The organism is Aerococcus loyolae (genome assembly GCF_002871915.2).
Lineage (GTDB): Bacteria > Bacillota > Bacilli > Lactobacillales > Aerococcaceae > Aerococcus > Aerococcus loyolae.
The window spans coordinates 1,604,006-1,628,817 of record NZ_CP126958.1 but is presented as its reverse complement, the minus strand read 5'-3'; the positions used below and the strand labels follow the sequence as shown (position 1 = coordinate 1,628,817).

Annotated in this window: 19 protein-coding genes; 18 read left to right on the top strand and 1 reads right to left on the bottom strand. The window is 45.9% G+C overall.

Annotation, left to right across the window (positions count from 1 at the left end; translation table 11 throughout):
* Position 1 precedes the first annotated feature (1 nt).
* Genes CJ190_RS07360 through CJ190_RS07350 form a run of 3 tightly spaced genes read left to right on the top strand, consistent with a single transcriptional unit; the run spans position 2 to position 3,165 of the window.
* Complete coding sequence (locus CJ190_RS07360; protein WP_064292863.1) at positions 2–346, top strand: barstar family protein; 345 nt, start codon at positions 2–4, stop codon at positions 344–346.
* 14 nt (positions 347–360) lie between these two features.
* Positions 361–1,197, top strand: a complete 837-nt coding sequence (locus CJ190_RS07355) for a hypothetical protein (protein ID WP_064292864.1) — start codon at positions 361–363, stop codon at positions 1,195–1,197.
* Between the two features lie 21 nt (positions 1,198–1,218).
* Positions 1,219–3,165 (top strand): DUF975 family protein, encoded by a 1,947-nt coding sequence (locus tag CJ190_RS07350; RefSeq protein WP_064292865.1) that lies wholly within the window; start codon positions 1,219–1,221, stop codon positions 3,163–3,165.
* A 78-nt stretch (positions 3,166–3,243) separates the two neighbouring features.
* On the opposite strand, the gene uvrC is transcribed toward CJ190_RS07350, so the two are convergent.
* Positions 3,244–5,064 carry an excinuclease ABC subunit UvrC gene (uvrC, locus tag CJ190_RS07345; RefSeq protein ID WP_064292883.1) on the bottom strand — a complete coding sequence of 607 codons (1,821 nt, stop codon included), beginning with the start codon at positions 5,062–5,064 and terminating at the stop codon, positions 3,244–3,246.
* A 193-nt stretch (positions 5,065–5,257) separates the two neighbouring features.
* Here uvrC and CJ190_RS07340 point away from each other — a divergent pair, with 193 nt between their 5' ends.
* The 15 genes from CJ190_RS07340 to hslO all read left to right on the top strand — a co-directional run bounded on the left by CJ190_RS07340 (position 5,258) and on the right by hslO (position 24,769).
* Positions 5,258–6,370 carry a metallophosphoesterase gene (locus CJ190_RS07340; protein ID WP_064292866.1) on the top strand — a complete coding sequence of 371 codons (1,113 nt, stop codon included), beginning with the start codon at positions 5,258–5,260 and terminating at the stop codon, positions 6,368–6,370.
* A gap of 2 nt (positions 6,371–6,372) precedes the next feature.
* Complete coding sequence (locus tag CJ190_RS07335) at positions 6,373–7,686, top strand: DEAD/DEAH box helicase (protein ID WP_064292867.1); 1,314 nt, start codon at positions 6,373–6,375, stop codon at positions 7,684–7,686.
* Between the two features lie 59 nt (positions 7,687–7,745).
* Complete coding sequence (gene glmU / locus CJ190_RS07330) at positions 7,746–9,134, top strand: bifunctional UDP-N-acetylglucosamine diphosphorylase/glucosamine-1-phosphate N-acetyltransferase GlmU (RefSeq protein WP_101562122.1); 1,389 nt, start codon at positions 7,746–7,748, stop codon at positions 9,132–9,134.
* Between the two features lie 84 nt (positions 9,135–9,218).
* Positions 9,219–10,208, top strand: a complete 990-nt coding sequence (locus CJ190_RS07325) for a ribose-phosphate diphosphokinase (RefSeq protein ID WP_060778693.1) — start codon at positions 9,219–9,221, stop codon at positions 10,206–10,208.
* A gap of 596 nt (positions 10,209–10,804) precedes the next feature.
* A complete protein-coding gene (gene ltrA / locus CJ190_RS07320; protein WP_257876541.1) occupies positions 10,805–12,193 on the top strand; it encodes a group II intron reverse transcriptase/maturase in 1,389 nt (462 codons plus the stop codon).
* Positions 12,194–12,294: 101 nt separating this feature from the next.
* On the top strand, positions 12,295–12,858 hold the full coding sequence (pth, locus tag CJ190_RS07315) for an aminoacyl-tRNA hydrolase (protein ID WP_064292869.1): 564 nt from the start codon (positions 12,295–12,297) through the stop codon (positions 12,856–12,858).
* Between the two features lie 21 nt (positions 12,859–12,879).
* Positions 12,880–16,425 carry a transcription-repair coupling factor gene (gene mfd, locus CJ190_RS07310; protein WP_064292884.1) on the top strand — a complete coding sequence of 1,182 codons (3,546 nt, stop codon included), beginning with the start codon at positions 12,880–12,882 and terminating at the stop codon, positions 16,423–16,425.
* 2 nt (positions 16,426–16,427) lie between these two features.
* On the top strand, positions 16,428–18,053 hold the full coding sequence (locus CJ190_RS07305) for a putative polysaccharide biosynthesis protein (RefSeq protein ID WP_064292870.1): 1,626 nt from the start codon (positions 16,428–16,430) through the stop codon (positions 18,051–18,053).
* A 9-nt stretch (positions 18,054–18,062) separates the two neighbouring features.
* Positions 18,063–18,344: an RNA-binding S4 domain-containing protein gene (locus CJ190_RS07300; protein ID WP_064292871.1), complete on the top strand. Its 282-nt coding sequence runs from the start codon at positions 18,063–18,065 to the stop codon at positions 18,342–18,344.
* Between the two features lie 76 nt (positions 18,345–18,420).
* Positions 18,421–18,873, top strand: coding sequence for an FtsB family cell division protein (locus CJ190_RS07295; protein ID WP_064292872.1), 453 nt, complete (start codon positions 18,421–18,423; stop codon positions 18,871–18,873).
* A gap of 17 nt (positions 18,874–18,890) precedes the next feature.
* Positions 18,891–19,349, top strand: coding sequence for a S1 domain-containing RNA-binding protein (locus CJ190_RS07290; RefSeq protein ID WP_064292873.1), 459 nt, complete (start codon positions 18,891–18,893; stop codon positions 19,347–19,349).
* Between the two features lie 88 nt (positions 19,350–19,437).
* Positions 19,438–20,856, top strand: coding sequence for a tRNA lysidine(34) synthetase TilS (gene tilS, locus CJ190_RS07285; RefSeq protein ID WP_064292874.1), 1,419 nt, complete (start codon positions 19,438–19,440; stop codon positions 20,854–20,856).
* Between the two features lie 105 nt (positions 20,857–20,961).
* Positions 20,962–21,495 carry a hypoxanthine phosphoribosyltransferase gene (hpt, locus tag CJ190_RS07280; protein WP_064292875.1) on the top strand — a complete coding sequence of 178 codons (534 nt, stop codon included), beginning with the start codon at positions 20,962–20,964 and terminating at the stop codon, positions 21,493–21,495.
* Positions 21,496–21,560: 65 nt separating this feature from the next.
* Positions 21,561–23,711: an ATP-dependent zinc metalloprotease FtsH gene (ftsH, locus tag CJ190_RS07275; RefSeq protein WP_064292876.1), complete on the top strand. Its 2,151-nt coding sequence runs from the start codon at positions 21,561–21,563 to the stop codon at positions 23,709–23,711.
* Between the two features lie 176 nt (positions 23,712–23,887).
* Positions 23,888–24,769 carry an Hsp33 family molecular chaperone HslO gene (gene hslO, locus CJ190_RS07270; RefSeq protein WP_064292877.1) on the top strand — a complete coding sequence of 294 codons (882 nt, stop codon included), beginning with the start codon at positions 23,888–23,890 and terminating at the stop codon, positions 24,767–24,769.
* The last annotated feature ends 43 nt before the right edge of the window (positions 24,770–24,812 follow it).

Here is a 24,812-nt window from a genome sequence, read left to right as displayed (position 1 = left end):
AATGAATGGAAAAAATAAGACCAGGAAGATGCAGACATCTCCTAACCGCTACCATGGCCAGGTTAGCAACAGCCCCCAGGCTTATCAAGTCATTCTTGACGGTCGTTTGATCAAGAATAGCCAGGACCTCTATCGGGCCTTTGCCCAGGGGATGGATAAGAGCGTGACTTTTGCCGGCAACTTGGATGCTTTATATGATGTCTTGACTGCCAACACAAAACCTCTCCAGCTGATTCTGAAGCACCCCGTTGATTTAAGAAGCAATCTGGCAAGCAAGGCCGAGCCTTTTTTTACTATGATTAAGGCGGCAAGAGCAGCAAATCCCCAGCTTGAAATTATTGACTAGAAAGGAAGAGTCATGTGACAGCCAGGAAGACTTTACTTTATATTGCTGGTCATTACCCTGACTTAGACAAGGCCGATTTACAGTTATTATTAGAGCGGGGAATTGGGATTGTGACCCAAATTTTTACCCCAGATCGTTGGGAGTCGCCCTATGCTCTAAGTGAGGACCAATGGCTCTTATCCTTTAACCATACGGCGTCAGCCTTCTTGGCCTACCGCTTGCTCGAGCAGCTCTTGTATCCGATTCAAGTTAATGCCAGCATCGCTTATGGCAGTCTTGCTTCACAAGCGGGGCTAGTTGCCAGTCCAGCCTACCACTATGCCAGTCAAGCCCTCTTGGAGGCCCAGTCCTTGGGAGAAGGAGTATTACTCTACAATGCTAATTATTTAGAGGACCAGCTGACCAATATGCTGCTTTTGGCCTGGCAAGAGATCATCAAAGAACAGTCTGAGATTCAAAGAGCCCTGCGACTGTCCTATGAAGTCCAATTCCCGCTCTATACGGCCTATGCCATGACCAGTGACTGGCCCTTTCAAGAGATCGAAGCCTTAGAAATCTTAAAAATGCCGGTCTATGCTATGGAAGACAAGTTACAGGACTATCAAACCATTGACTTTCAAGCGCGAAAGCCCTTAAAAATTGTTGATTTACATGCTAAAATACAGAGTGACCATTTTTATGTGACTGGTCTCTATGAAAAGGGTTATGCCAGTGCCATAGCCAAGATGAACCAAACTAGCCGGCAAAACGTGGATTATCATTTAAAGTCAGGACGCTTTGCTGCTGAACGTAATTATGCAGCGGCCATTGTTTTACAATTGGAACGTGAAGAAAATGCTCTTAGTGTTTAAGGAGTCATAAGGAGGATATACATGCAGCTGAAACTTAATCAAAGCAACCGCGAGCTTAAAGATAAGGCCAAGTCAGCCATTTCTGGTAATCGCTTGTCTTTAACCGGGATGTTTTTACTTAATCTAGTCATCACTTTTGCTTTTACCAGCCTTTTGGCCTTTTTAGCCAATTGGTTGCAACCCCTTAGTGTCCAATCTTTTTCGATTAACCGGGTATTTTTAGATACGCCGGGTTTGATTGGTGAAATAATCAACCAAGTCGGACAAAGTACCGATCCTATCGCCTTAGGGATCACCCTATTGGTGACCTTCCTAATCAGCTTTTTCATGGTTCAGGTCTGGGTCTTTGGTACCCCCTGGTCCTTACTTGAAATGGTTGATGGGGGGAACCATCATATTGGCCGGGTATGGTCAGCCTTTACCCATCGGCCTATCCGCCACTATATTACCAATTTCTTGGCAGCTATTGTGCGCTGGTTCTCTGCCTTTGTCTTTTATTTAGTTTTAGCCACGATTTTATTTTTCTACTATGTGGTCGTTCTTTCTACGGCCCGGGCAGCCATTGGTCAAGTGACCGGTATCGTTGTTCATGTGCTCTATCTGTTGATTGCGCTATTATTACTATTTTTACTTGCTCTCTTGACTAGCTGGCTCTACTATGGTTTTAACTTCATTATGTTCCCAACTTACGATAACGAAGAAACCGGTGTTTTCCGGTCTTTGAGAATGAGCTGGCAACTGATGCGGGGCAATAAGTGGCGGCTCTTCAAGATGGGTTTAGGCTATGTCTTCACGCCCTTGATCATTGGTGGGCTAGTCAGTTCCTTGCTGGCTTACTTTAGAACTGCCTTTCCTCAAGCTGACTATTATTTCTGGGCCCAATTAGGCTTGGGAGTGCTGGTGGTCTTATTCTTATTTGGTAATCTAATTAAGTTCATGGTGGTTCAAGCGGTCTTTTACCGTGAACAAACTAAGCAATATGCCCTCTACCTTAATGATCACTTCCCTGGTTTTGGCGCTGAAGCCAGCGATAATATTGCTGATTTATACCACACTGAAGATCGTCCTCAATTTACCGCGGATACTATGGCCATCGATGCCTCTGAATTAAACGCTCTGGATGATTCTGCTTCTTCCAGTGACGATTATCTTTCCGAAGCGGCCTTTAGAGAAACCTATGGCCCAGACCAAGATGATTTTAAGGCAGTCGCTGAAGAGACTTATAGTCAAAGCCAAACCACTTCTTATCCAGAAAGTGAGAGTCCAGCTCTTGACCCCGCTTCATTAGATCCTGAAGAGAACGATGAGGAGATTATGGTAATGGCACCAGCTGACAGCCAAGATGAGCCTGCTCGCTCTGATTCGCAAAAGGATAATGAGTCTGATAAGCCGGATGAAACTGCCTATGACTATGCTGACCCAGGCTATGTCCTCGATGATAGTCAACAGGAGGAAGTCCTGCCGGCCTCAGATATCTTCGACTTGGCTGAAGATTATAGTCAGCCTGAAGCAAGTCCTATTAATGAGGAAACTCTTCCAGACCAAGCGGAAGCCCCTCAAGATAAAGCAACTGACCTGACCGACACAGTAACAGATACTAACTCAGTTGAGAACCGTCCAGAGGAAGAAGAAACAAGCGATTTTGACTTCCCCGTCCTGGAAGAATCAAGCCCATCAGACGACAGTCAATCATCAGCGGATAAAGCTGATTTAGAAGCAACTGTTGAAGAGGAGTCTTCAGCTGAACCAGCGGGTGAAATTGTCGAGAAGAAACCTTATGACCCTTATGGCTACAACACCCCTAAGAAGACCAACTTTAAACAAGCCAAGCATAAGGACGACATCCTCCTCGCCGCTGACCGCAGCGCGGAAAGCAGTTATGATAAGTCTATTGTGAATCAATCAGATTTCCTTGATGGGGATCCTTTGACTCCAGATCAAGAAGACCAAGATTCAACCGATAAATAGTAAAAATACATAAGAAAAAACGGAGTAGCTTGAGACTTACTCCGTTTTTTTGCTATTCAATTAACTATGAAATAGGGCCTAAGAACTCTTATCTTGGTCTGAGTAAGGCGAGCCCTTGTGGCCTTCCCAAGCCAGCCGGTGGATGGATTCGGCGACTTGTTCAGGGATACCCAGGTCTTGGATTTCACTGACATCAGCCTGGCGGATGGCCTTAATGGTTTTAAAGTGGCTGAGAACCTTGCGCCGGGTTTTCGGACCCACCCCTTTAACACTATCAAGACGGGATTGGAAAGAATTCTTGTGGTGGACTTGCCGGTGGAAGGTTTTGGCATAGCGGTCGACTTCGATTTGAATTCTTTGCACCAAATGGAAGGCCTGGGACTTGGGATCTAGGGGCACAATGGCATGGTCATCGCCAAAGATTAAGTGGGAGGTCCGGTGTTTGTCATCTTTGACCATGCCGGCAACTGGTAAGTCGTCGAGGCCCAGTTCATTGATCAAGACATCCCGGGCGGCATTGACTTCAATACTGCCCCCGTCCATGAGCACGATATCCGGTAGGTCCTTGCCTTCTTTTAAAAGCCGGCTATAGCGGCGGCGAATCACTTCTTGGGTAGCTTGGTACTCATTGGCTCCCTGGAAGGACTTGATCTTAAACTTGCGGTAGGCCTTCTTATTGGGACGACCGTCTTCATAGACCACCATCCCACAGACATTGTCCACCCCTGATATATTGGAAAAGTCAAAGCTTTCCATCCGTCTGAGATAGGGCAGATTTAAAGCGGCACTAAGCTCCTCAACGGCTCCCCGGGTTTTCTTCTCATTCATTTCTAATAAGCGGAATTTTTGTTCATGGGCCAATTGAGCATTTTCGGTAGCTAGGTCCAGCATATGGCGTTTATCCCCGCGTTTAGGGTTGACCACGGAGATCTCGAGAGCATCACTCAAGAGATGGGTATCGATATTTTCCGGTACCAATACTTCCTTAGGCAGGGTGTGGTTTTGCTCTTGGTAGAATTGAACTATATAAGAGGTCAATTCTTCGGCGGGATCGTTATAACAGGCGAAGAGGGCCGAATCCCGCTTGATAATAGAAAACTGGCGCAGGAGGAAGACTTGGATGCTGATCCAGCCATGGTTGTAGTAATAGGCAAAGACGTCGCGGTTATTGTATTGCTTACTCATGACGTTTTGCGGTTCAACAGTTTGCTCAATATAGTTAATTTGGTCCCGGTATTCAGCGGCCCGCTCATAGTGCATATTTTCTGAGGCTTGAGCCATTTTATTCTGAAGGTCCTCTTTAATGGTTTGCACGTCTCCATTCAAAAAGCGGGTAATCCGCTTAATCTGTTGGGCATATTCTTGGGCCGATACCTCATGGTCACAGCAGCCAATGCATTGGCCCAGATGGTAGTAGAAGCAGGCCCGTTTTTCATTCTTACCGCATTTCCTTAAGGGATAGGTTTTTTGGAGCAGGTCCCGAGTGCTGGTCGCGGCATTAACATTGGGATAAGGACCAAAGTACTTGCCGCCGTCATTTTTGACGTCAGAAGTGATGATCAGTTGAGGATCTTCTTCATTGGTAATTTTCAGGTAGGGATACATGGTCCCGTACTTGAGCATAATGTTATAGTGGGGTTTGTATTTTTTGATAAGATTAATTTCCAACAAGAGGCTTTCTTTGTTGGTATTGGTCATAATGACTTCGAAGTCAGCGATTTCTGATACTAATTGGGCGGTTTTCCCGGTATGCTGACTGCGGAAGTAGGAATGAACCCGGTTAAAGAGATTCTTGGCTTTTCCAATATAGATAATATGTTGGTTGCGATCTTTCATGATGTAACAACCTGGTTTTTTAGGAACTAATTTCAGTTTATTTTCGATCAGTTGGTTGGCCACCAAGAATCATCTCCTTTCTAATCCATAATGTTTGTTGTCTTTAAACTCATCTATCTATTATAGCAATCCCGCTTAAAAAATCCATCCAAGCCGCCTGGCGGGTGAGCTTATCTGGGATAAAGCGGGCGGCTTATGCTAAAATATAAGGAGTACTTAGCTCACTGAGATCATTTAGTCAAAGGGAGGCAATCATATGAGTCAAAAGAATCAATTCTTGAAGAAGGGCTTGCAATCTGCTGCTGTCATTGGGGGCAGTCTGGCCTATCTTTATTTTCAAAATTATCAACTGGGAAAAACCCATTATTTAGTTGAAAGTCCCCGCTATGCTGGCGGTTTGGAAGGGGTGAAAATTGCCCACTTGTCCGACCTTAATTTCCCTGACCAAAGGGTTAAGGTGGTCGATATCTTGAAGGCTGTTAAAGAGGAGGAGGTCGACCTGGTTGCTATTACCGGTAACCTTATCCATCCGGAGAAGGCCTTTGACCGCCAAGAATTGGCTGTTTTTATCAAGCAATTAGCCAACCTAGCCCCAGTATTCTATGTTAGCGGCTCCAATGAAGTGAAGAGTCCTTATAGCCATTTAATGGAAGAGCTCTTAAGACAAGCAGGGGTCAAGGTCTTACATGACCAAGCGGAAACCATCACGCTTCATGGCCAAGACCTGGTTGTTATGGGCCTGGCGGAAAAACCAGGCCGCCACTTCTTAAAAGGGGATGCCTTACGTTATCTCCCTCTTGAAGCGGACCAATTAGCCCTGCCTAAGATCTTACTCGCCCACCATCCTGAAGCCTTCTTACGCTACCATGAATCGATCGAGAAATCGCCCGACCTGGTTCTTTCTGGTCATGCCCAAGGCGGACAAATTCGGATACCGGGACTAGGAGGCCTTTACGCCTCTGACCAAGGCCACTTGCCCCAATATACCGAAGGAGTTTTCCGCCTTCCTGGGGACCAATACAAGTGCCTAGTGATTTCACGGGGAATCGGGACCCCAAAATGGCATGTTCGTTTCAATAACCAATCAGAACTGGTTTTGGTGCAATTAACCGCTTCTAAAGAAGCTTTCCTGGAACGGGAACTGGCGGAAACCGACCGCGAAATTGCCGCTTATGGGGGTTTGTCCTGGAAACAAGCCAAGGCCATCCTCAATAATGAGGTCGATGAAGAATTAGCTGCCCAAACCGCACAGGCTGACCTAGTCCCAGCCAAGTCAGAAGTAGAGGCTGAGACATTAGCTATTACGGATCCTGACCAAGGCCAAAGAAGCAAGTATTTAAGTATTCAAGAAGAGAGCGATGAGGTTTAATTTTGAAAGCAGAGCAAGACAGTTTACTAGCCAGCCACTTAGCCCAGCCCCTTAAGGCAGAGTGGGAGGCACAGGGCTTTGACCAGCCCACACCCATCCAAGCTGCAGCCTGGCCCCGTATTTTACAGGGGGACAATCTTTTAGCCTTATCGGCGACAGGGACTGGGAAGACACTGGCCTATCTTTTAGCCAGCTTCAATCATGTTCAGGCCCAGGCAGGTTTGCAGTTAATTATTCTGGCCCCTTCCCAGGAATTAGCCAGTCAAATTGCTAGTGTGGCTCGCCCTTGGGCCCAATCGCTTGACCTAAAACTCCAGCTAGTCATTGGTGGGGCTAACATCAAGCGCCAGATTGACCAATTGAAGGCCAAGCCGGAAATCGTAGTGGCTAGTCCAGGGCGGATTAATGAACTCATTGAACAGCGCAAATTAAAAGTCCACCAAGTTAAATATTTGGTCTGTGATGAAGTCGATGACTTGCTAAAAGCTGACAGCCTTCCTCTATTCACAGATTTAATCAAACGCCTCCCCAAACACCGGCAAAATATCGCTTTTGGAGCCACCATCACCCAAGACAGCTTGACCAAGGCTAAAGACTTACTGGCCATTGACCAGGTCATTGACCTCAGACGGGACCTGTCCAGCCGGGCCAATCTCCACCATGGCTACCTGCAAACACCGGTCCGCAAAAGGGTGGACCGCCTGCGCAGCCTGGCCCAATTGGCCGACTTTAGGGCCTTAGTTTTTGTTCGTACCAAGGCCGATGTGGACTTACTGGAACAAAAATTAAGCTACCATGGTTTGCCTGTAGCCTCCTTGCATGCGGAGATGAGTGGGCAAGACCGACAAAGGGTCATCCAAGCCTTTAACCGGGGGCAGCTGGTTTATTTATTCACGACCGATTTGGCTAGCCGGGGCTTGGATATTCCTGGCTTAGCCTATGTGATCCAATATGACCAGGCCAAAGACCAGGCCACCTATGTCCACCGCAGTGGCCGGACCGGGCGGATGGGGCAAGAAGGCTTGGTCTTGACTTTCTGCAATAATGACCGCACCCTGAGAGAACTCAAACAAGTCTTACCAGAAGGAACCGAGCTGGAAGAGTACGCTCTTTACCAAGGCCAGCTGGCCAAAGCTGCTAGCCAGCCCCAGCTAACAGGCCATGACCAGGCAAACAGAAAGGCCAAAAAGCCTCAGTCTTTTAAGCAGTCTGCTCATTCAGTTGGTCACTTAGCCGGCAAAAGTAAGAAAAAGAAAAATCGAAAACGCCAGCAAAAGAACAAGGGTGCCCGGCGTAAAAAAACAAAAAAGAATTGAAGCCCAAGAAAAACTTCATTAGAATAATAGAGGACTAAAAATGAAGGAGTGCATATAAAATAATGGATCGTTATGCGATTATCCTTGCTGCTGGTAAGGGAACCCGGATGAAATCAAATAAGTATAAGGTATTACATGAGGTCGCTAATAAGCCCATGGTGGCTCACGTCTTAGACAATGTTAAAGCAGCCGGCTTTAATGAGGTCATTACCATTGTCGGTTTCGGAGCCGAAGAGGTCGAAAAAGTCTTAGCAGGGCAAAGTCAATTCTGCCTCCAAGAAGAACAATTAGGGACGGGCCATGCGGTCTTACAAGCGGAAGATTTACTGGCTGATAAGGCAGGCTCTACCCTGGTGATTTGTGGAGACACGCCCCTAATCACCCGGGCTACCCTGGAAGACTTATTGGATGTCCATGAAGCTGAAGGGGCTAAGGCTAGCATCTTAACCGCTAAGGCAGAAGATCCTAGTGGCTACGGTCGGATTATCCGTAGGCAAGACGGGTCGGTGGCTAAAATTGTCGAAGAAAAGGATGCCAAGCCAGAAGAAAAGGCGGTTAAGGAAATTAACACCGGAACCTATGTCTTTGATAACCAGGCCCTTTTTGAGGCCCTCCACCAAGTTGGCAATGATAATGCCCAAGGGGAATATTACCTCCCGGATGTGATTGAAATCTTACGTAGCCAAGGTGAACGAATTTCGGCTTATCAAATGGCTGATTTTGGCGAATCTTTGGGGGTTAATGACCGTCAAGCCCTGGCCCAAGCCAACCAGCTTTACTATCAAAGAAACAACCGCTACTGGATGGATAATGGAGTGACTATCTTAGACCCACAGTCGACTAAAATCGATGCGGAAGTCTCCATCGGCCAAGATACCATTATTGAAGGACAAGTGACCCTCTTAGGACAGACCCATATCGGAAAGAACTGCCATATTCAAGGCAATAGCCAGATCGTGGATAGCCAAATTGGCGATGAAGTGACGGTGGATTCCTCTAAAATTGAAAGCAGCCAAGTCGGCTCTCATACGTCAATTGGCCCCATGGCCCATCTCAGACCCCAATCAGTATTAGGAGAATATGTCCATATCGGTAACTTCGTTGAGATTAAAAATGCTAGCCTCGGGGACCACACCAAGGCCGGCCACTTAACCTATGTAGGCGACGCTGACTTAGGCAGCTATATTAACCTTAGTTGCGGGGTGATCTTCTGTAACTATGATGGTTATAGTAAGCACCGCAGTCAGGTGGGCGACTATAGCTTTATCGGTTCCAATGCCAATATTGTTGCCCCGGTTAGCCTGGCTGATCATAGTTTTGTTGCTGCTGGCTCAACCATTACTGAAGACGTTCCTAAAGAGGCCCTGGCCATCGCCCGGTCACGGCAAAGTAATAAAGAAAATTACTGGCATAAATTACCTATTTCTAAAAATAAGCCGGAAAGTTAACCCTAAAGAGCTTACATCTATGGTAAGATAGTATGGTAGGGACTTAGTTTTTTTACATTTAGGTTTTAGGAGGAACTTATGACAATGTCAGAACATGAAGATAAAAACTTTAAGCTTTTCTCATTAAATTCTAACAAACCCTTGGCACAGAAAGTTGCTGATTGTTTGGGAATTGAATTGGGAAAAATAAATGTTAACCACTTTAGTGATGGGGAAATTCACATTAACATTGAAGAATCCATTCGTGGGGATAATATTTATATTTTGCAATCGACTTCTGCACCAGTCAATGAGAACTTAATGGAACTAATGATTATGATCGATGCCTGCCGCCGGGCTAGCGCTGATCAAATCAATGTGGTGATTCCTTACTTTGGTTATGCCCGCCAAGACCGTAAGGCCAAGCCACGTGAACCGATTACATCCAAATTGGTCGCTAATATGATAGAAGATGCTGGCGCTACCCGAGTGCTCGCTCTCGACCTACATGCCAGCCAAATTCAAGGTTTCTTTGATATTCCGGTGGACCACCTCATGGGAGCTCCGCTACTGGCTAATTACTTCCTTGATAAAGATCTTTATCAAGGCAAAGACATTGTCGTTGTCTCTCCTGACCACGGCGGGGTGACCCGGGCTAGAAAATTGGCTGAATTCTTGGATGCGCCAATTGCTATTATCGACAAACGTCGTCCACGTGCCAACGTCGCCGAAGTCATGAATATTGTTGGTGAAGTCAAAGGCAAAGACTGTATCATTATCGATGACATGATCGACACCGCCGGCACCATTACCGCTGCTTCTAATGCCTTAGAAGAAGCAGGTGCTGTTTCGGTAACTGTCTGCTGTACCCACCCTGTCCTATCTGGCCCAGCCATTGAACGCCTAGAAAACGCTAATATTGATGAAATTGTGGTAACCGACTCAATCAACCTCCCTGAGGAAAAGAAAATTGATAAGATCACGACAGTATCTGTTTCTGAACTGATTGCTGAAGCCATCTATCGGATTCAAAATAACAAATCAGTGAGTCCGCTTTTCCGTGAACAATTCAAGGGTATGGAAGCCAAAGACTAGAAAAAAGTAAAGAAGAATAATCTTAGTGTAGAGGAAGCTTTGACTGATGTCTGAGCTTCTTTTGCATTTAGGCGAAAAAACTTGTGAGGCTAGGATTTTTTCGCTAAAATGAAGAAAATTACTAGTAGCAAGTCATCTGTACATCCCCTCTCTGGGGGCGGTGTACAGATTTTGTTGGTGCGCCTGGCATGGGCGACAACTAGGTGGTGAAAGTCCACTACAGACCTTTGCAGTAGGAACTGTTAGCTAAAGACAAGGGTGTCCACCGTGAGGTGGAATCTGAAGGAAGTTGGAGGCAAATACTTGCACTGACGTACAGAAACTTCATAAAGAAAGGCTGTCAAAAGATGGATGAGCTTGCCAAACAAAGTGAAGTCCAATACTGCACGAATCTGAGACAGTAGATGAAGCAGTGACATGAGTAGAAAGTTGTCGTTCTTACCCAGGGAGATCTCACAGACGGCGCAGGAGTCCCCTTATAAGAAGCCGGTCGAAAAAGGTTTACTGTGAGAAGTCAGCCGAAGTCATAGTAGTTTCCTAAGGAAACGAAGGACTGAACAATATCAATGTTTGATTAGATGGGAGGTAGCTCAATTATGGGAAAAGCAGAAAAGTTGCGAAAGCAACGCAGCCTACAAAGGCATAAGGTGGAACCTGAAAAGTATGTAGGTGCGCTTAGTAATTCAGCTATTGAATATATGAAAAGACATGATGGGTCTCTAATGAGTCTCGTCGTCAGAGAAGAAAACCTCATGCGAGCGGCTCAAGCGGTTCGAAAGAACAAAGGAGCAGCTGGTATTGATGGGGTTTCCGCGAAATCTGCGGAAGCCGAAGTAAGGAAGTACCTCAAACCCTTACAACAGAAACTAATAAACGCGACATATAAACCTCAACCGGTGAAACGGGTAGAAATTCCCAAAGCCAATGGGGGAGTTCGTCAATTAGGCATTCCTGTTGTCAGGGATCGGATTGTTCAACAAGCCATTCGACAAATTATTGAACCAATCATTGATCCTCAACTATCATCAAATAGCCATGGCTTTCGTAAAGGTAAGAGTGCACATAGTGCACTGAAACAGTGTGTCGAATATTACGAAGCCGGCTATAAAATTGTCGTTGATTGTGATCTCAAGAACTGTTTTGATAATTTTAATCAAGATAAGATGATTAACTACTTAGAAGGAATGGTTAAAGATCCGGCAATATCACGTATTCTCAGACGTTTTATGAGTGCAGGTGTTATTGATATGTCTGGTCAATTCATTGATAGTCATACGGGCACCCCCCAAGGGGGTGTCATCTCACCGCTTCTATGTAATGTTTATTTGAATGAACTGGATAGAGAATTAGAACGTCGTGGGCATCGTTTTGTGCGCTATGCAGATGATTTTGCGATTTTCGTTAAATCAAAACGTGCAGGCGAACGGGTATTAAAGAGTATTACTACTTACATCGAGAAAGATCTTCGATTAACAGTTAACCATGAGAAGAGTCAAGTGGGTTCGCCAACCCGTTTAAAATTCTTGGGTTGCCTTATCATGCCTACCCGAAAGGGTTGTCGTTTTCGTCCGACGTATGAAGCAAAGAAGAAATTCAGAGCAAAGTTAAAACGTCTGACAAGTCGAAAGCGACCAGGCACCTTTAAAACCATTGTAAAAGAGATCAACCAAGTGACACAAGGTTGGATCAACTATTTTGGAATAGGTTATATTAAAACTTATATTGAAGAAATAGAACAATGGTTAAACCATCGCCTAAGGCAACTCATTTTGAAGCGATGGAAAAGCTGTCAAACGAAGATTGTACGCCTCATGCGGTTAGGATTAGATAGTAATAGTGCGAAACGTATTGCTTTCTCACGTAAGAAATATTGGCGTCTATCTAAAACACCGGAGGTGCACAACGCTCTGACAACAAAAAGACTCCGCCAGTGGGGATTAAAATCATTAACCCTCCTGGCGGAGTCTGCCTATTTAAGATATTGAACCGCCGTATACGGAACCGTACGTACGGTGGTGTGAGAGGTCCTCTGTCCGATTAACGGACAGAGTCCTACTCGATCGTTAAAAAGAAAAGGATGATAGATATGAAGTTAGTGGTTGGATTAGGCAATCCAGGAAAAGAATACGAAGGTACCCGCCATAATATTGGCTTTATTGTCCTTAATGAATGGGCCTACCGCCACCATGAAAGCTTTGACCGTTCCGCTTTCAATGGGGTCTATTTTAAACGCCGGGTGGCTAATGACCAGGTGATCTTTGTCAAACCCACTACTTTTATGAATCTATCCGGTCAATGTGTGTCTGGCTTTATGAATTATTATCACATCGACTTAGAAGACCTCTTGGTGGTCTATGATGATATGGACATGGAACCCGGCCGCCTCCGCCTGCGTAAAAAGGGCTCTGCAGGCGGTCATAATGGGATGAAAGATATCATTAAAATGCTTAATTCTAAAGACATTCAACGGATCAAATTAGGTGTTGGTCACCCCCAAGGCAAGGGTTCGGTAGTTAACCATGTCCTAGGGAAATTCTCCAAGGAAGACCAGGGCAAGATGTTAGAAAGCAGCCAAGCGGCCGCCGATGCCATTTCTTACTGGTTAGAGGGCAATAGCTTTGAAAACACCATGAATCGATTTAATAACTAATAAAGAGAGAAAGACGTGGAAATGAACTTAGAAAATTATCTCAATGAGAAAATTATTGACAGCAAGCTAAAAAACACCTTGAGGACGGGGCAGAGCGTTCTCTACCTGGGTTTACAGGCGGCTAGTAAGGCCTACATGATTGCTGAAATTCAAGCCAGCAATCCAGATAAAAAGACCGTGGTCTTAACCAACAACCTCTTGCAGGCGGAGCGTTTTTATGAAGACCTGCAAACCTTCAATCCAGAAGCCGACCTCCACCTCTATTCCAGTCCAGAAAGTGTGGCTGAAGACTTAGCCATTCAAAGCCCGGAAGCTCTGGGGGATCGTTTGGCGACCTTAGACTGGTTACTTGATGAAGATAGTAGCGGGATCTTAATTACTCCTATCTTCGGACTGAAGCGTCCCTTGACTCCAGTGGCCGAATGGAAGCAATTGGTTAAAAGCATTCAACGGGGCCAAGAGCTAGCAGTCGACCAGCTGAAAGCAGACTTATTGCTCTTGGGTTATGAACGGGTGGAGGCCGTTTTACGACCAGGTGAAATAAGTGTCCGGGGGGATATTGTTGACCTCTTCCCCCTAACTAGTCCCCAGCCCTTACGACTATCCTTGGCCTTCGATGAAGTGGAACGTATTACGACTTTTGACGTCAACAGCCAAAAGAGCCAAGACGACTTAGAAAGCGTCACCATCTTACCGGCTAAGGACCTCTTGTTTAGCCCTGACCGCCTAAAAGCTGGGGTAACTCATTTAGAAAAAGTAGCCCAAGAGAAAGTTGAGAAGCTCCAAGATGAAGCCATCAAAAAACAAGTCCAAGCCATCTTCCAGGATGAAATCCAAGCCTGGTCAGCGGGGGAAAGGACCGAACGGACCCATTATTTTAGTCAAATCCTCTATCCAGACTCCTGCAGCCTCCTTGACTATGTGGGGGAGGGGCAGACTCTAGTTCTGGATGATATGACCCGGCTGATTGAATTATCCCAGGAAATTGACCAGCGAGCAGCCCTTTATCTGCAAGGGAAGGTGGAAGCTGGCCATCTGCCTCCGATCGACCAGATCTATTTAGATAGTCATGACCAAGTGATGGCCTATTCGGGGCGGAAGTTTTACCTGGCTCAATGGCAGAAGGGTTACGGAAATATGCGCTTTGATGGCCTCTATCAATTCCAAACTCGGACAGTGACACCTTTTTACCATAATAAAGAAGCCATTAAGCTGGAATTTGAAGCCTGGCTGAGAATGGGCCGGTCTTTACTGATCTTTATCGAAGAAGAAGACAAGGCCCGCGACTTAGAAAAAGACCTCAAAGCCATGGACTTTCAGGCGGTCTTGACCCAGGCAGATCAAATCATTCCTGAAGCCATTAATATTATTGCTGGCCACTTGTCGGGCGGGATTGAATTTGTTGACAGTCAAGTGGTCCTCTTAGCTCAAAGTGACCTCTTTGACCAGGCCAAGCGCCGCCGTCGTAAAAATACCAATAATCTCTCTAATGCTGAGCGCTTAAAGAGCTACCAAGAGTTAAAACCCGGCGACTATGTGGTCCATGTTAACCACGGGATTGGTCAGTTCGTTGGGGTAGAGACCATCGAGGTAGCAGGAAACCACAAGGACTATCTCAGTATCGTCTATGCCGATAATGCCTCTATCCACGTCCCCATCGACCAAATAGACTTGGTACAAAAATATGTCTCGGCGGAAGGTAAGAGCCCCAAACTCAACAAAATGGGCGGAATCGAATGGCAAAAGACCAAGCAAAGGGTCAGCAAGAAAATTGAAGATATTGCCGATGACTTGGTGGACTTGTATGCAGAAAGGGAGACCAGAAAGGGCTATGCCTTTAGTCCGGACAACGAAGACCAGGCTGCCTTTGAAGACGAATTTCCTTATCCTGAAACTGATGACCAGCTCCGCTCAATCCAGGAAATTAAAGCTGACATGGAAAAAGAAAAGCCCATGGATCGTCTCCTCGTTGGGGACGTGGGCTTTGGGAAAACTGAAGTTGCCATGCGGGCCGCCTTTAAGGCTATGCTTGACGGTAAGCAAGTCGCCTTCCTGGTGCCGACGACTGTCTTAGCCCAGCAACACTACGAAACCATGCTAGAGCGCTTTAAGGACTATCCTTTTACTATTGACTTATTGAGTCGTTTCCGGAGTCCGGCTGAACAAAAGCATGTCATTAAGGGCTTAAAAGAGGGCAGCGTCCAATTAGTGATCGGTACCCACCGACTCCTATCCAAGGATATTAAATTCTTAGACCTAGGCCTCTTAGTTGTCGATGAGGAACAACGCTTTGGGGTCAAGGCCAAGGAGAGATTAAAGGCCTTGCGGAAAAATGTTGATGTTCTTACCCTAACGGCAACACCGATCCCTCGTACCTTGAACATGTCTATGATGGGGGTCAGGGACTTGAGTGTGATTGAAACGCCACCAGCTAACCGTTTTCCGGTACAGACCTATGTCATGGAACAAAATTATGGGGCGATCCGGGATGCCATTGAACGGGAGTTAGCCCGCAATGGGCAAGTCTTTTACCTCTTTAATAATGTGCAAAATATCCAAGAAAAAGCCAACTTTATTGAGGAATTAGTCCCCCAAGCTCGGGTAGCGATTGCCCATGGTCAGATGCACGCCAATCAATTAGAGGAAGTCTTAATGGACTTCTTGGCCGGCGATGACGATGTCTTAGTCACTACCACCATTATTGAAACCGGGATTGATATGCCCAATGTCAATACCCTTTTAGTGGAGGATGCTGACCGGATGGGCTTATCGACCCTCTATCAATTACGGGGCCGGGTAGGCCGGTCCAACCGGGTAGCCTATGCTTACTTTATGTACCGGCCTGATAAGGCCCTCAATGAGGCCAGCGAAAAACGTCTGACCGCCCTCAAAGACTTTACTGAATTAGGGGCAGGGTTCAAAATCGCCATGCGCGACCTCTCCATTCGTGGAGCCGGCAACCTCTTGGGGCAAGAACAGCATGGTTTTGTCAATTCGGTGGGTTATGACCTCTTTCAACAGATGCTCGATGAAGCCATCCGTAAGAAACAAGGCAAGGCAGCTAAGCGGCCTCAGTCACCGACAGAAATTGAATTGCACATTGATGCCTATATTCCTTCAGAATATATCCAGGATGAAAATCAAAAGGTGGAAATCTACAAACGCATCAACCTCCTGGACGATGTCGATGCCATGTGGGACTTGGATGATGAATTATTGGACCGCTTTGGTGAGCCTCCGGTAGAAGTCCAATGGCTCTTAGCAGTCGGGGCGATGAAGTCCTATGCTACTGCAATAGGGGTGGAGAAAATCACGCGTAAGGGGAAGGGGATTGAGCTGGTCTTTACCAAGCAACAAGACCCTAGCCAATTGACCCCGTTGATTTTCAAGGCTCTAGAAGATATCCCTATGAAACTACAAATCAAGATGGCCAATGACCAATTAGTCATGCAGTTAAACACTAAAGAACTCTCAACCGATCAGTGGTTAGACTATCTGCTCCAATTCTTAACCCAGCTCAGTAAGGATTTAAAGGCGGAATCTGACCAAGTGGAAGGGGAGAACTAGGGATGGTGTCGAGTAAAAACCGCCGCAGTCAACAAGCCTTAAAGGGAGCCAGCTTGTTGACCCTGGCCGGCATTATCGCTAAGATTCTCAGTGCGGTTTACCGGGTTCCCTTTCAAAACCTAGTGGGTGACACGGGTTTCTATGTCTACCAGCAAGTCTACCCCATTTATGGGATTGGAATGACCTTTGCCCTCAGCGGCTTACCCAATTACGTGGGTAAACAAATTAGCTGGCAGGTTGACCTGGCCCACCGCCGCCTGTTTTTGCGTCGTTATAGTCTCCTAGTAGTCATTTTTTCTTTATTGTGTTTTAGCCTGACCTTTTTTCTAGCCCCGCTTTTAGCCCAGGGAATGGCTGACCCCAACTTGGCAGTGGTGATTCGGAGCGTTTCCTATATGTTCTTAGCCATGCCTTTTCTCCTTCTCATTCGGGGAGCCTTTCAGGGCCGCAATGATATGAAACATACCGCCGTCTCTCAGGTGATCGAGCAAGTAGTCCGGGTCGGGGTGATCTTAGGGGTGGCTACCCTTTATAGCCAGGTCTATAGTCAGGACTGGTCCCTCTATGACATGGGGGCCTGGGCCATGGCCTCGGCTGGAATTGCCGGTTTTACGGCAGCTAGCTACCTAATCCTGGCTCTATTTCAATCCCGGGGCACCCAGCGCTTATTCCAAGAGTCGAAAAGAAGTCGCGCTCTGGCTGAAGATCCGCCTTATCACTTGACCTGGCCCCAGATTCTGAGGACCTTTGTCACCGATGGCCTGGTGATTTGTAGCTTTTCAGCCTTACTGGTCTTCTTTCAATTAATTGATTCTTTTACCCTTTATGACGGTTTACTGGATTTTGGTTTGGATAGCGAACTGGCTAAGGTTTATAAGGGGGTCTATGACCGCGGCCAGCCCTTTGTTCAATTGGGCATGGTCTTTTCCCTGGCCTTCCAGACCTCTTATTTGCCCCTGCTTTCTCAGGCCTTTGTCAAAAAACAAAAGGCCCTATTTAAGGAAGCAGCGGCTCGTTTTAGCCGCTTAACTTTCTTTATTAGTCTATTGGTCACGGCAGGGATAATGGCTATCTTGCCGGAACTGAATGTTATGCTCTTTAGTGATGCTAAGGGTAGCGGGGTCTTAGAACAGTATCTATTGATGATTGTCTTGGCCAGCTGGGTATTGATCTACCATAATATTTTCCTAGGCCAGAACCAGTGGTTTTATTCGGCCATGGCCCTGGGCTTGGGATTATTAGTCAAAGGGGTCTTTGCCCACTTGCTGGTTAGTCGCTTTGGCCTAGTGGGAGGCGTCTGGTCCACTTTACTGGCCTTAATTGTGATGCTGATCTTGATGCACCACTTTATCCCCCATTCGATTAAAGCCGAGAGTCAAATGGGGATTTTACTGAGAGATACTAGCCTATTGGTCCTGCTCATGTGGCTGGCCATTATGGCTTTGCGCTGGCTCTTTTGGTTGAATTTCCCTAAAGGTCGGGCCTTTGCCACTTTATTTGTGGGCTTGGCTGTCCTTTTGGGAGCAGGTGTCGTATTATTAGTAGTAAGAAGATACCCGATACTTAATCCGGCTGAGTGGCAAGAGCTTCCCTTGGCTAAATATTGGATCAAAAATAAGGAGAGTTAGGAAGAGTCTATGCGAATTGATAAATTTTTGAAAGTTGCTCGTATTATTAAGCGACGTACCGTGGCCAAAGAGGCCTGTGACCAAGGCCGGGTGGCTGTTAATGGGCGGCCGGCCAAGTCCGGGACCAACTTGGAAGTTGGTGATACCGTCAAGATCGAGTTTGGAAATAAGTGGCTGACTTTGAGAGTCGATGTCCTAGAAAATTCGACTAAAAAAGAAGACGCCAGCAAAATGTACACCATTCTCGATGAGGAGTGGAAGGAAAAAGCCAGCGAACCTGAATTTTTTTAATTAAAATAGGAGCTATACTTTTTAAAAGAAGCAAGGTACAATAGGAAGGGTACTATTTTGTGAAAGGATGCTAAAGATGGGCGACCAAGGCAAGGAAAATAAGAATAAAATTACTTCCATTGCACGCTACGCTGGTAAGAAGGAGCAAGAAGACACTAAGAAACAGAAATGGCATGACTTAATCATGCACTCGCTCTTAGGCTTTTGTTTATTAGGCTCCCTATTATGTCTGTTTGGCGTCTTCCATGCCCAAATTAAGACCCGGTCCTTAAGCGAACAAACTGAGCAGGCTAAGCAACAAAGGCAGAGTGAACAAGAAATTGTTGACTCCCTAAAGAACCAAGTGACCTTATTAAATAATGAGTCTTATCTGGCGAGTTTAGCCCGGGCCCAATATTATCTCAGCAAAGAGGGCGAAATTATTTTCTCCACGCCTGAAGATAATGATTCCATGAAGGCAAAAAGTCTTAACAAGGCATACCTAGAAGCGCAAAATAATCAAAACAAAGTCAATAATGAAAAAAATTAGGAGGATCATAAGCTTTCATGACCGTAGAAGTTGGGGAAAAAGTAACTGGTAAGGTTACAGGAATTGTTAAATTTGGTGTATTTGTCGATCTCGGTGATGGAACCAGTGGTTTAGTCCACATTTCTGAAATTTCCGATAGCTATATTAAAGATATCAATGATTATCTACAAAAAGGCGATGAAGTGACTGCGATTGTCACTAAAATTCAACCAGATGGAAAGATTGCCTTATCCATGAAGGACGCCAAGGATCACAAGCAAGCTGAGCCTAAAGCACAAGCTAAGCATGGTAATAGCGGTCCTAAGCCAGCTAAGGCTCATAATAGCCATAAGAAATTTGACCGTAAGCCACAAGCAAAAACCAGTGACTTTGACGCCATGATGAATAATTTCTTAAAGGAAAGTGATGATCGCTTAACTTCCTTGAAGCGTAATACCGAAGGCAAACGTGGTGGTCGCGGTGGCCGTCGCGGCTAATGACAAGAGATGAAGAATAGAAAAAATTACCAAGAGGTTATGACGCTGGTCACAGCCTCTTTCTTTATTTTTATGAGGAAGGTGGAAGATGTTAGAGCTCAGTCAACTTGCCCAAATGATTTACCAAAAGTTAGTGGCAGAAGATAGCGACTATTTAGCTAGTCACAAACCTTATGCCTTGGCGGTTTCTGGTGGTGTGGATTCCATGGCCCTTTTAAGGGGTTTTGAGACACTGCAAGCGACTCATGGGCTAAATTTCTTTGTCATCCATATTAACCACCGCCTGCGCCCTGAATCTGAAGCTGAGCAGGAAATGATGGTGGCCTATTGCCAAGAACGCGACTTGGACCTCAAGGTAAGTATTTGGCAGCACCCGGACGATTTAGGCGGCAATGTTGAAGCCAAGGCCCGGGCCTTCCGCTACCATGCCTTTGGAAAAATTCTCAAAGACCAGGCCTCCTTGCGCCTGGTGACGGCCCACCATAGTGATGACCAGGTAGAGACCGGTTTAATGCGACTGGTCCATGGCGGACATTTGGCCAGTTTTAGGGGAATGGAGGTCCTTAGCCCGCTCTACACCTACCCTAAGGCCCAAATTCTCCGACCCCTTCTAGACATCGATAAAGCCAGCTTGTATGAACTGGCTAGAGAAGAAGGGATTCCCTACCAGGAAGACTTGACTAACTGGGATAGGCACTTCCAACGTAATCGTTTCCGCCAAGACATTATTCCTTATCTGGAGGGGGAATCTGTCAACTTCAAGGAACATTTCCGCCATTTTCAAACTGACCTCAAGGCCTTATTAGACCTGGTTCAACCCCAACTCAACCAGCTGCTGGCTAACTTATTTGACCAAGAAGCGGGCTGTTTTCGCATCGACTTGGAAGTCCTGGGTCAGTATTCTCAAGCGGAACAAGTCTTATTAATGGAAATGCTTTTTCAGCGCTTTGAGACACCAGAACTCTTGGCCTTCACTCGGGCAGGAATGGAGGATTTGGTCGCTTTTCTTAACCAGGGGGCTGCCCAAGGGCAATGGGCCTTGCCAGGAGACTATGTCCTGGATAAGGTCTACCAGGCCGCCTTTGTCCGCTTGAAAACCAACCCAGCTAGCTATTATCAAGTTAATCAGAATTTGTCAGAAAGACAAGTCGAATTGGGCGGGCCTTCTGTCCAACTAGAAAACTTCGCCCTAAGCTGGACTTTGGCTGGTCAAGAAAAGCATCAGGACACCAGCCAGAGCTTTTACCTGTCTCAATCCCTAAGTGACCAAGCTCTGACTATCCGCCACCGGCAAGCTGGCGACTATCTCAAACTCCCCTCAGGAAGCCAGCAAAAAATCCGCCGTTTCTTTATTAATGAGAAGATACCTCAAGCTGACCGTCAGACGGCCTGGCTGATAGTCCGAGGCCAGTCTTTTGTCCTTGGAATCTTAAGTCAAAAGGGGCAATGGCTCTACCGCTATCCTCTGAACGGGGAGGCGGCTTTTAGCCAAATTCAGCGAGTCTAAGCATTCCTTAAAAATTGTCTAAAAGGGCTGAAAATGTTGCAGACAGGTAGCTGCTTTTGCTACAATTAAGGACATAATTGAACTTATATAACACGGAGGCTATACATGAACCAAGAGATTAGCGATATCTTAATCAGTACGGAGGAAATCCAAGCCATTAATAAGCGCTTAGGCGAGGAAATTTCCAAAGATTATCAAGACCAAGACCTGCTTGTGGTCGGCATCCTTAAGGGATCATTTTTATTTATGGCTGATTTAATCCGAGAAATTAATGTCCCTTTAGAAGTGGACTTTATGGCGGTTTCTAGCTACGGCGACGGCACCGAATCAGGTGGTGACGTTAAGATCCTCAAAGATTTAGAGGCTTCTGTGGCTGGCCGGCATGTCTTATTGGTAGAAGATATTGTCGATACAGGCTATACCTTGGAACGCCTAGGTGAACTCTTCAAAGAGCGCCAGGCTGCATCGGTAAAAATATGTGCATTTTTGAACAAGGCTGACCGCCGACAGGTAAAAGTTGAGGCTGATTACCTCGGCAAAGAAATTCCTGACGCCTTTGTGGTGGGATACGGCATGGACTATGCGCAAAAGTACCGTAATCTACCTTATGTAGGGGTTTTAAAGAGCGATCAGGCTTAATCTGTGTTATACTTACCTATCTGGATAAGACCGATTTAGTTTAAAATTAGAAATGGAGCTAATGTATGCAAAGAAAAGGATCAAAGAGACCCAATAACTTTTTTTCCAGTGGTCTAATTATCATTGTCATTTTCTTGGCGCTTCTAGGAGTGGTGAATTTCTTCTCGTCAGGAGGGAATTCGGCTGCTTCAGAGGAAATTAACCAATCCGAATTCATTCAAAAACTGAAGGATAAAGAAATTGAAACGGTTCAAATTAAACCTCGCGCAGGCGCCTATGAGATCACCGGGAAGTACCGGGAGGACAAGGAAGGAAGTGAGTCATCAACTTCCAATAATATTCCGATATTAAATAATACTGAACTCGACCAAGCGAAGGGCTTCATTGTTCATGTATTACCTAATGACTCAACCCTGTCAGCCATTAACCAAGCGGCAGAAGATTCAGGGACCGAAGTCGTGGCCCAAGAAGAAGATCAAACGAATATGTGGATTAGTTTGATCATGAGTGCCATTCCCTTAATCTTCTTCGTCTTTATCATGTATATGATGTTCTCACAAACCCAAGGTGGGGGACGGAACAACCCCATGCAAATGGGAAAGAGCCGGGTAGAAGACGTCTCTAAAAAATCACGGGTGAAATTCTCTGACGTGGCTGGTTGTGAGGAAGAGAAGGAAGAACTGGTTGAACTGGTTGACTTCCTCCGTGCTCCCAAGAAATACCACGATATTGGTGCTCGGATTCCTAAAGGGGTGCTTCTGGAAGGACCTCCAGGGACTGGTAAAACCTTACTAGCCAAAGCGGTAGCCGGGGAAGCCAATGTACCTTTCTACTCCATCTCGGGGTCAGAATTTGTGGAAATGTTCGTCGGTGTCGGGGCTAGCCGGGTGCGTGACTTGTTTGATACGGCCAAGAAAAATTCGCCTGCTATCATTTTCATTGATGAAATTGATGCGGTTGGTCGGCAACGGGGCGCAGCTTCAGGGAGCGGTGGCCATGATGAACGTGAACAAACCTTGAACCAACTCTTAGTTGAAATGGACGGTTTTGAAGAAAAAGACAATGTGATCGTGATTGCAGCTACCAACCGTTCTGATGTCTTAGACCCAGCCTTATTACGTCCAGGACGTTTTGACCGCCAAATCTTAGTGGGTCGTCCAGATGTGAAAGGCCGGGAAGCCATTCTGAAAGTTCACGCCCGCAACAAGCCACTAGCTCAAAATGTCGACCTCAAAGTGATTGCCCAACAAACACCAGGCTTTACCGGGGCGGAATTAGAAAACGTCCTCAACGAAGCCGCCTTATTAGCCGCCCGTTTAGATAAGAAGAGAATCGAAATGGTGGATGTGGATGAAGCCCAGGACCGCGTTATCGCTGGTCCGGCTAAACCAAACAGCCAACCAAGCTTAGAAGAACGCCGGGTAACCGCCTTCCACGAAGCTGGACATACCGTCTGTGGTATGGTCTTAAGCGATGCTCGCGTTGTTCATAAGGTGACCATTGTTCCTCGTGGTAAAGCGGGGGGTTATGCAGTGATGCTACCTAAGGAAGATCAAACCATGCACTCCAAGAAAAACCTTCACGAACAAATTGTGGGGCTGCTTGGAGGACGTGCTTCAGAAGAAATCTTCTTCGACACCCAGACCACTGGGGCATCCAATGACTTTGAACAGGCAACCTCTTTAGCCCGTAGCATGATTACTGAATATGGGATGAGTGAGGAATTAGGTCCGATTTCTTATGAAGGAAACCACTCCATGAGAGGCACCAATCCTTACCAACAAAAATCTTATTCAGGTGAAACAGCGGCTAAAATCGACCAAGAGCTCCGCAAGGTTATGGACCAAGCCTTGGAAGAAGCCAAAGATATCTTAAGTCAGCATAAGGAGCAAGTCCGTGTGATTGCTGAACACCTCTTAAAACTAGAGACCTTAAATGCTAAACAAATTAAGAGTTTATTTGAAAACGGTCGTTTACCTGAGGATGACGAAAGTCAACAAAGCGGTCATGAAAATGAACCGATTTCTTATGAAGAAGCCAAAGAGAACTTGAAGAAATCTCAAATTGAACGTCAAAAGAAGGTTCAAGAAGAGGTCGATGATTCCAAGGAAGAGACCATTAGCTCTCCAGAGGAAGACCGTCATGAGGATGATTCAAATGAAACTCAACATGATGATGCTTCTCCTCAAGAATCAAATGATGATGACCAAGAATAAGCTTAACTTGATCGGTTAAGTAATCGGGACTGCGCCAAAAGACGCAGTCCTTTTTTCATGAGAAAATTATTGCAAATGAATTTAGTCCTTAGCTATGAACTAGCAAAAATCAATCATTTGCTATTGATAGGTGAATTAGGCATAATAAAAAGGCATTAAGGAAAGGAATTTAAAAAATGACAGATAAGTTAATTAAAGCAATTTCTAAAGATGGTTTTGTACGTTGTAGTGTGATCGACGCCGGTGACTTAGTGGAAGACGCCCGCCAACGCCATGATACCTGGAGCGCAGCCACAGCCGCTTTGGGGCGGACTTTAATCGGGACTTTGCTCTTAGCTGGCGATATTAAAGACGATGCCAGAATGTCGGTTCAAATTAAAGGAAATGGTCTAGGTGGAAAAATTGTCACGACCGCTAATGGAGCCGGCGAGGTCAAAGGTTATATTGACAATCCCCATGTCTCTCTCGACTTGAATGACCAAGGGAAGCTGGATGTCCGTAAAGTGGTTGGCACTGAAGGAACTTTTTCAGTCACTAAGGACCTGGGTTTGAAGGAACCTTTTAGTGGACAAACTCCGATTGTTTCGGGAGAGATTGCCGAGGACTTCACTTATTATTTAGCAGCTTCGGAACAAATTCCTTCTGCTATTGGCCTTGGCGTTTTAGTCAATCCGGATGAATCAGTCAACAAGGCAGGGGGTTGGATGTTACAAGTCTTACCGGGAGCGAGCGAAGAAACCATTAGCCGTTTGGAGCGCACCGTTCAAGATCTCCCTCACATCACTAAATTACTCAGCCAGCATGCCAGCCTGGAGGAAATTATTGAACGTCTCTTAGGTGAAGGCCAAGCCAATATCTTGTCTACCCATCCGATAAGCTTTACTTGTGACTGCACCAAGGAACGCTTTGCTAAGGGTTTAGTCAGCCTAGGCAGTCAGGAACTAAAAGCCATTATTGAAGAAGATGGTCAGGCAGAAACCGTTTGCCATTTCTGTAATAGTCATTATCACTACAGTAAGGACGACTTGGAAAAACTCCTAGAGGAGGCCCAAGCCTAGTCCTTTACCTTTAGTTGCTTAGTTGATTATGCTAAAATAGTAA

What these genes read in the sequence shown, in the direction of transcription:
- CJ190_RS07360 (WP_064292863.1), top strand. Translation starts at nt 2, where the DNA reads ATGAATGGAAAAAATAAGACCAGGAAGATGCAGACATCTCCTAACCGC.
- CJ190_RS07350 (WP_064292865.1), top strand. Translation starts at nt 1,219, where the DNA reads ATGCAGCTGAAACTTAATCAAAGCAACCGCGAGCTTAAAGATAAGGCC.
- CJ190_RS07340 (WP_064292866.1), top strand. Translation starts at nt 5,258, where the DNA reads ATGAGTCAAAAGAATCAATTCTTGAAGAAGGGCTTGCAATCTGCTGCT.
- CJ190_RS07325 (WP_060778693.1), top strand. Translation starts at nt 9,219, where the DNA reads ATGTCAGAACATGAAGATAAAAACTTTAAGCTTTTCTCATTAAATTCT.
- ltrA (WP_257876541.1), top strand. Translation starts at nt 10,805, where the DNA reads ATGGGAAAAGCAGAAAAGTTGCGAAAGCAACGCAGCCTACAAAGGCAT.
- pth (WP_064292869.1), top strand. Translation starts at nt 12,295, where the DNA reads ATGAAGTTAGTGGTTGGATTAGGCAATCCAGGAAAAGAATACGAAGGT.
- mfd (WP_064292884.1), top strand. Translation starts at nt 12,880, where the DNA reads ATGAACTTAGAAAATTATCTCAATGAGAAAATTATTGACAGCAAGCTA.
- CJ190_RS07305 (WP_064292870.1), top strand. Translation starts at nt 16,428, where the DNA reads ATGGTGTCGAGTAAAAACCGCCGCAGTCAACAAGCCTTAAAGGGAGCC.
- CJ190_RS07300 (WP_064292871.1), top strand. Translation starts at nt 18,063, where the DNA reads ATGCGAATTGATAAATTTTTGAAAGTTGCTCGTATTATTAAGCGACGT.
- CJ190_RS07295 (WP_064292872.1), top strand. Translation starts at nt 18,421, where the DNA reads ATGGGCGACCAAGGCAAGGAAAATAAGAATAAAATTACTTCCATTGCA.
- CJ190_RS07290 (WP_064292873.1), top strand. Translation starts at nt 18,891, where the DNA reads ATGACCGTAGAAGTTGGGGAAAAAGTAACTGGTAAGGTTACAGGAATT.
- tilS (WP_064292874.1), top strand. Translation starts at nt 19,438, where the DNA reads ATGTTAGAGCTCAGTCAACTTGCCCAAATGATTTACCAAAAGTTAGTG.
- hpt (WP_064292875.1), top strand. Translation starts at nt 20,962, where the DNA reads ATGAACCAAGAGATTAGCGATATCTTAATCAGTACGGAGGAAATCCAA.
- ftsH (WP_064292876.1), top strand. Translation starts at nt 21,561, where the DNA reads ATGCAAAGAAAAGGATCAAAGAGACCCAATAACTTTTTTTCCAGTGGT.
- hslO (WP_064292877.1), top strand. Translation starts at nt 23,888, where the DNA reads ATGACAGATAAGTTAATTAAAGCAATTTCTAAAGATGGTTTTGTACGT.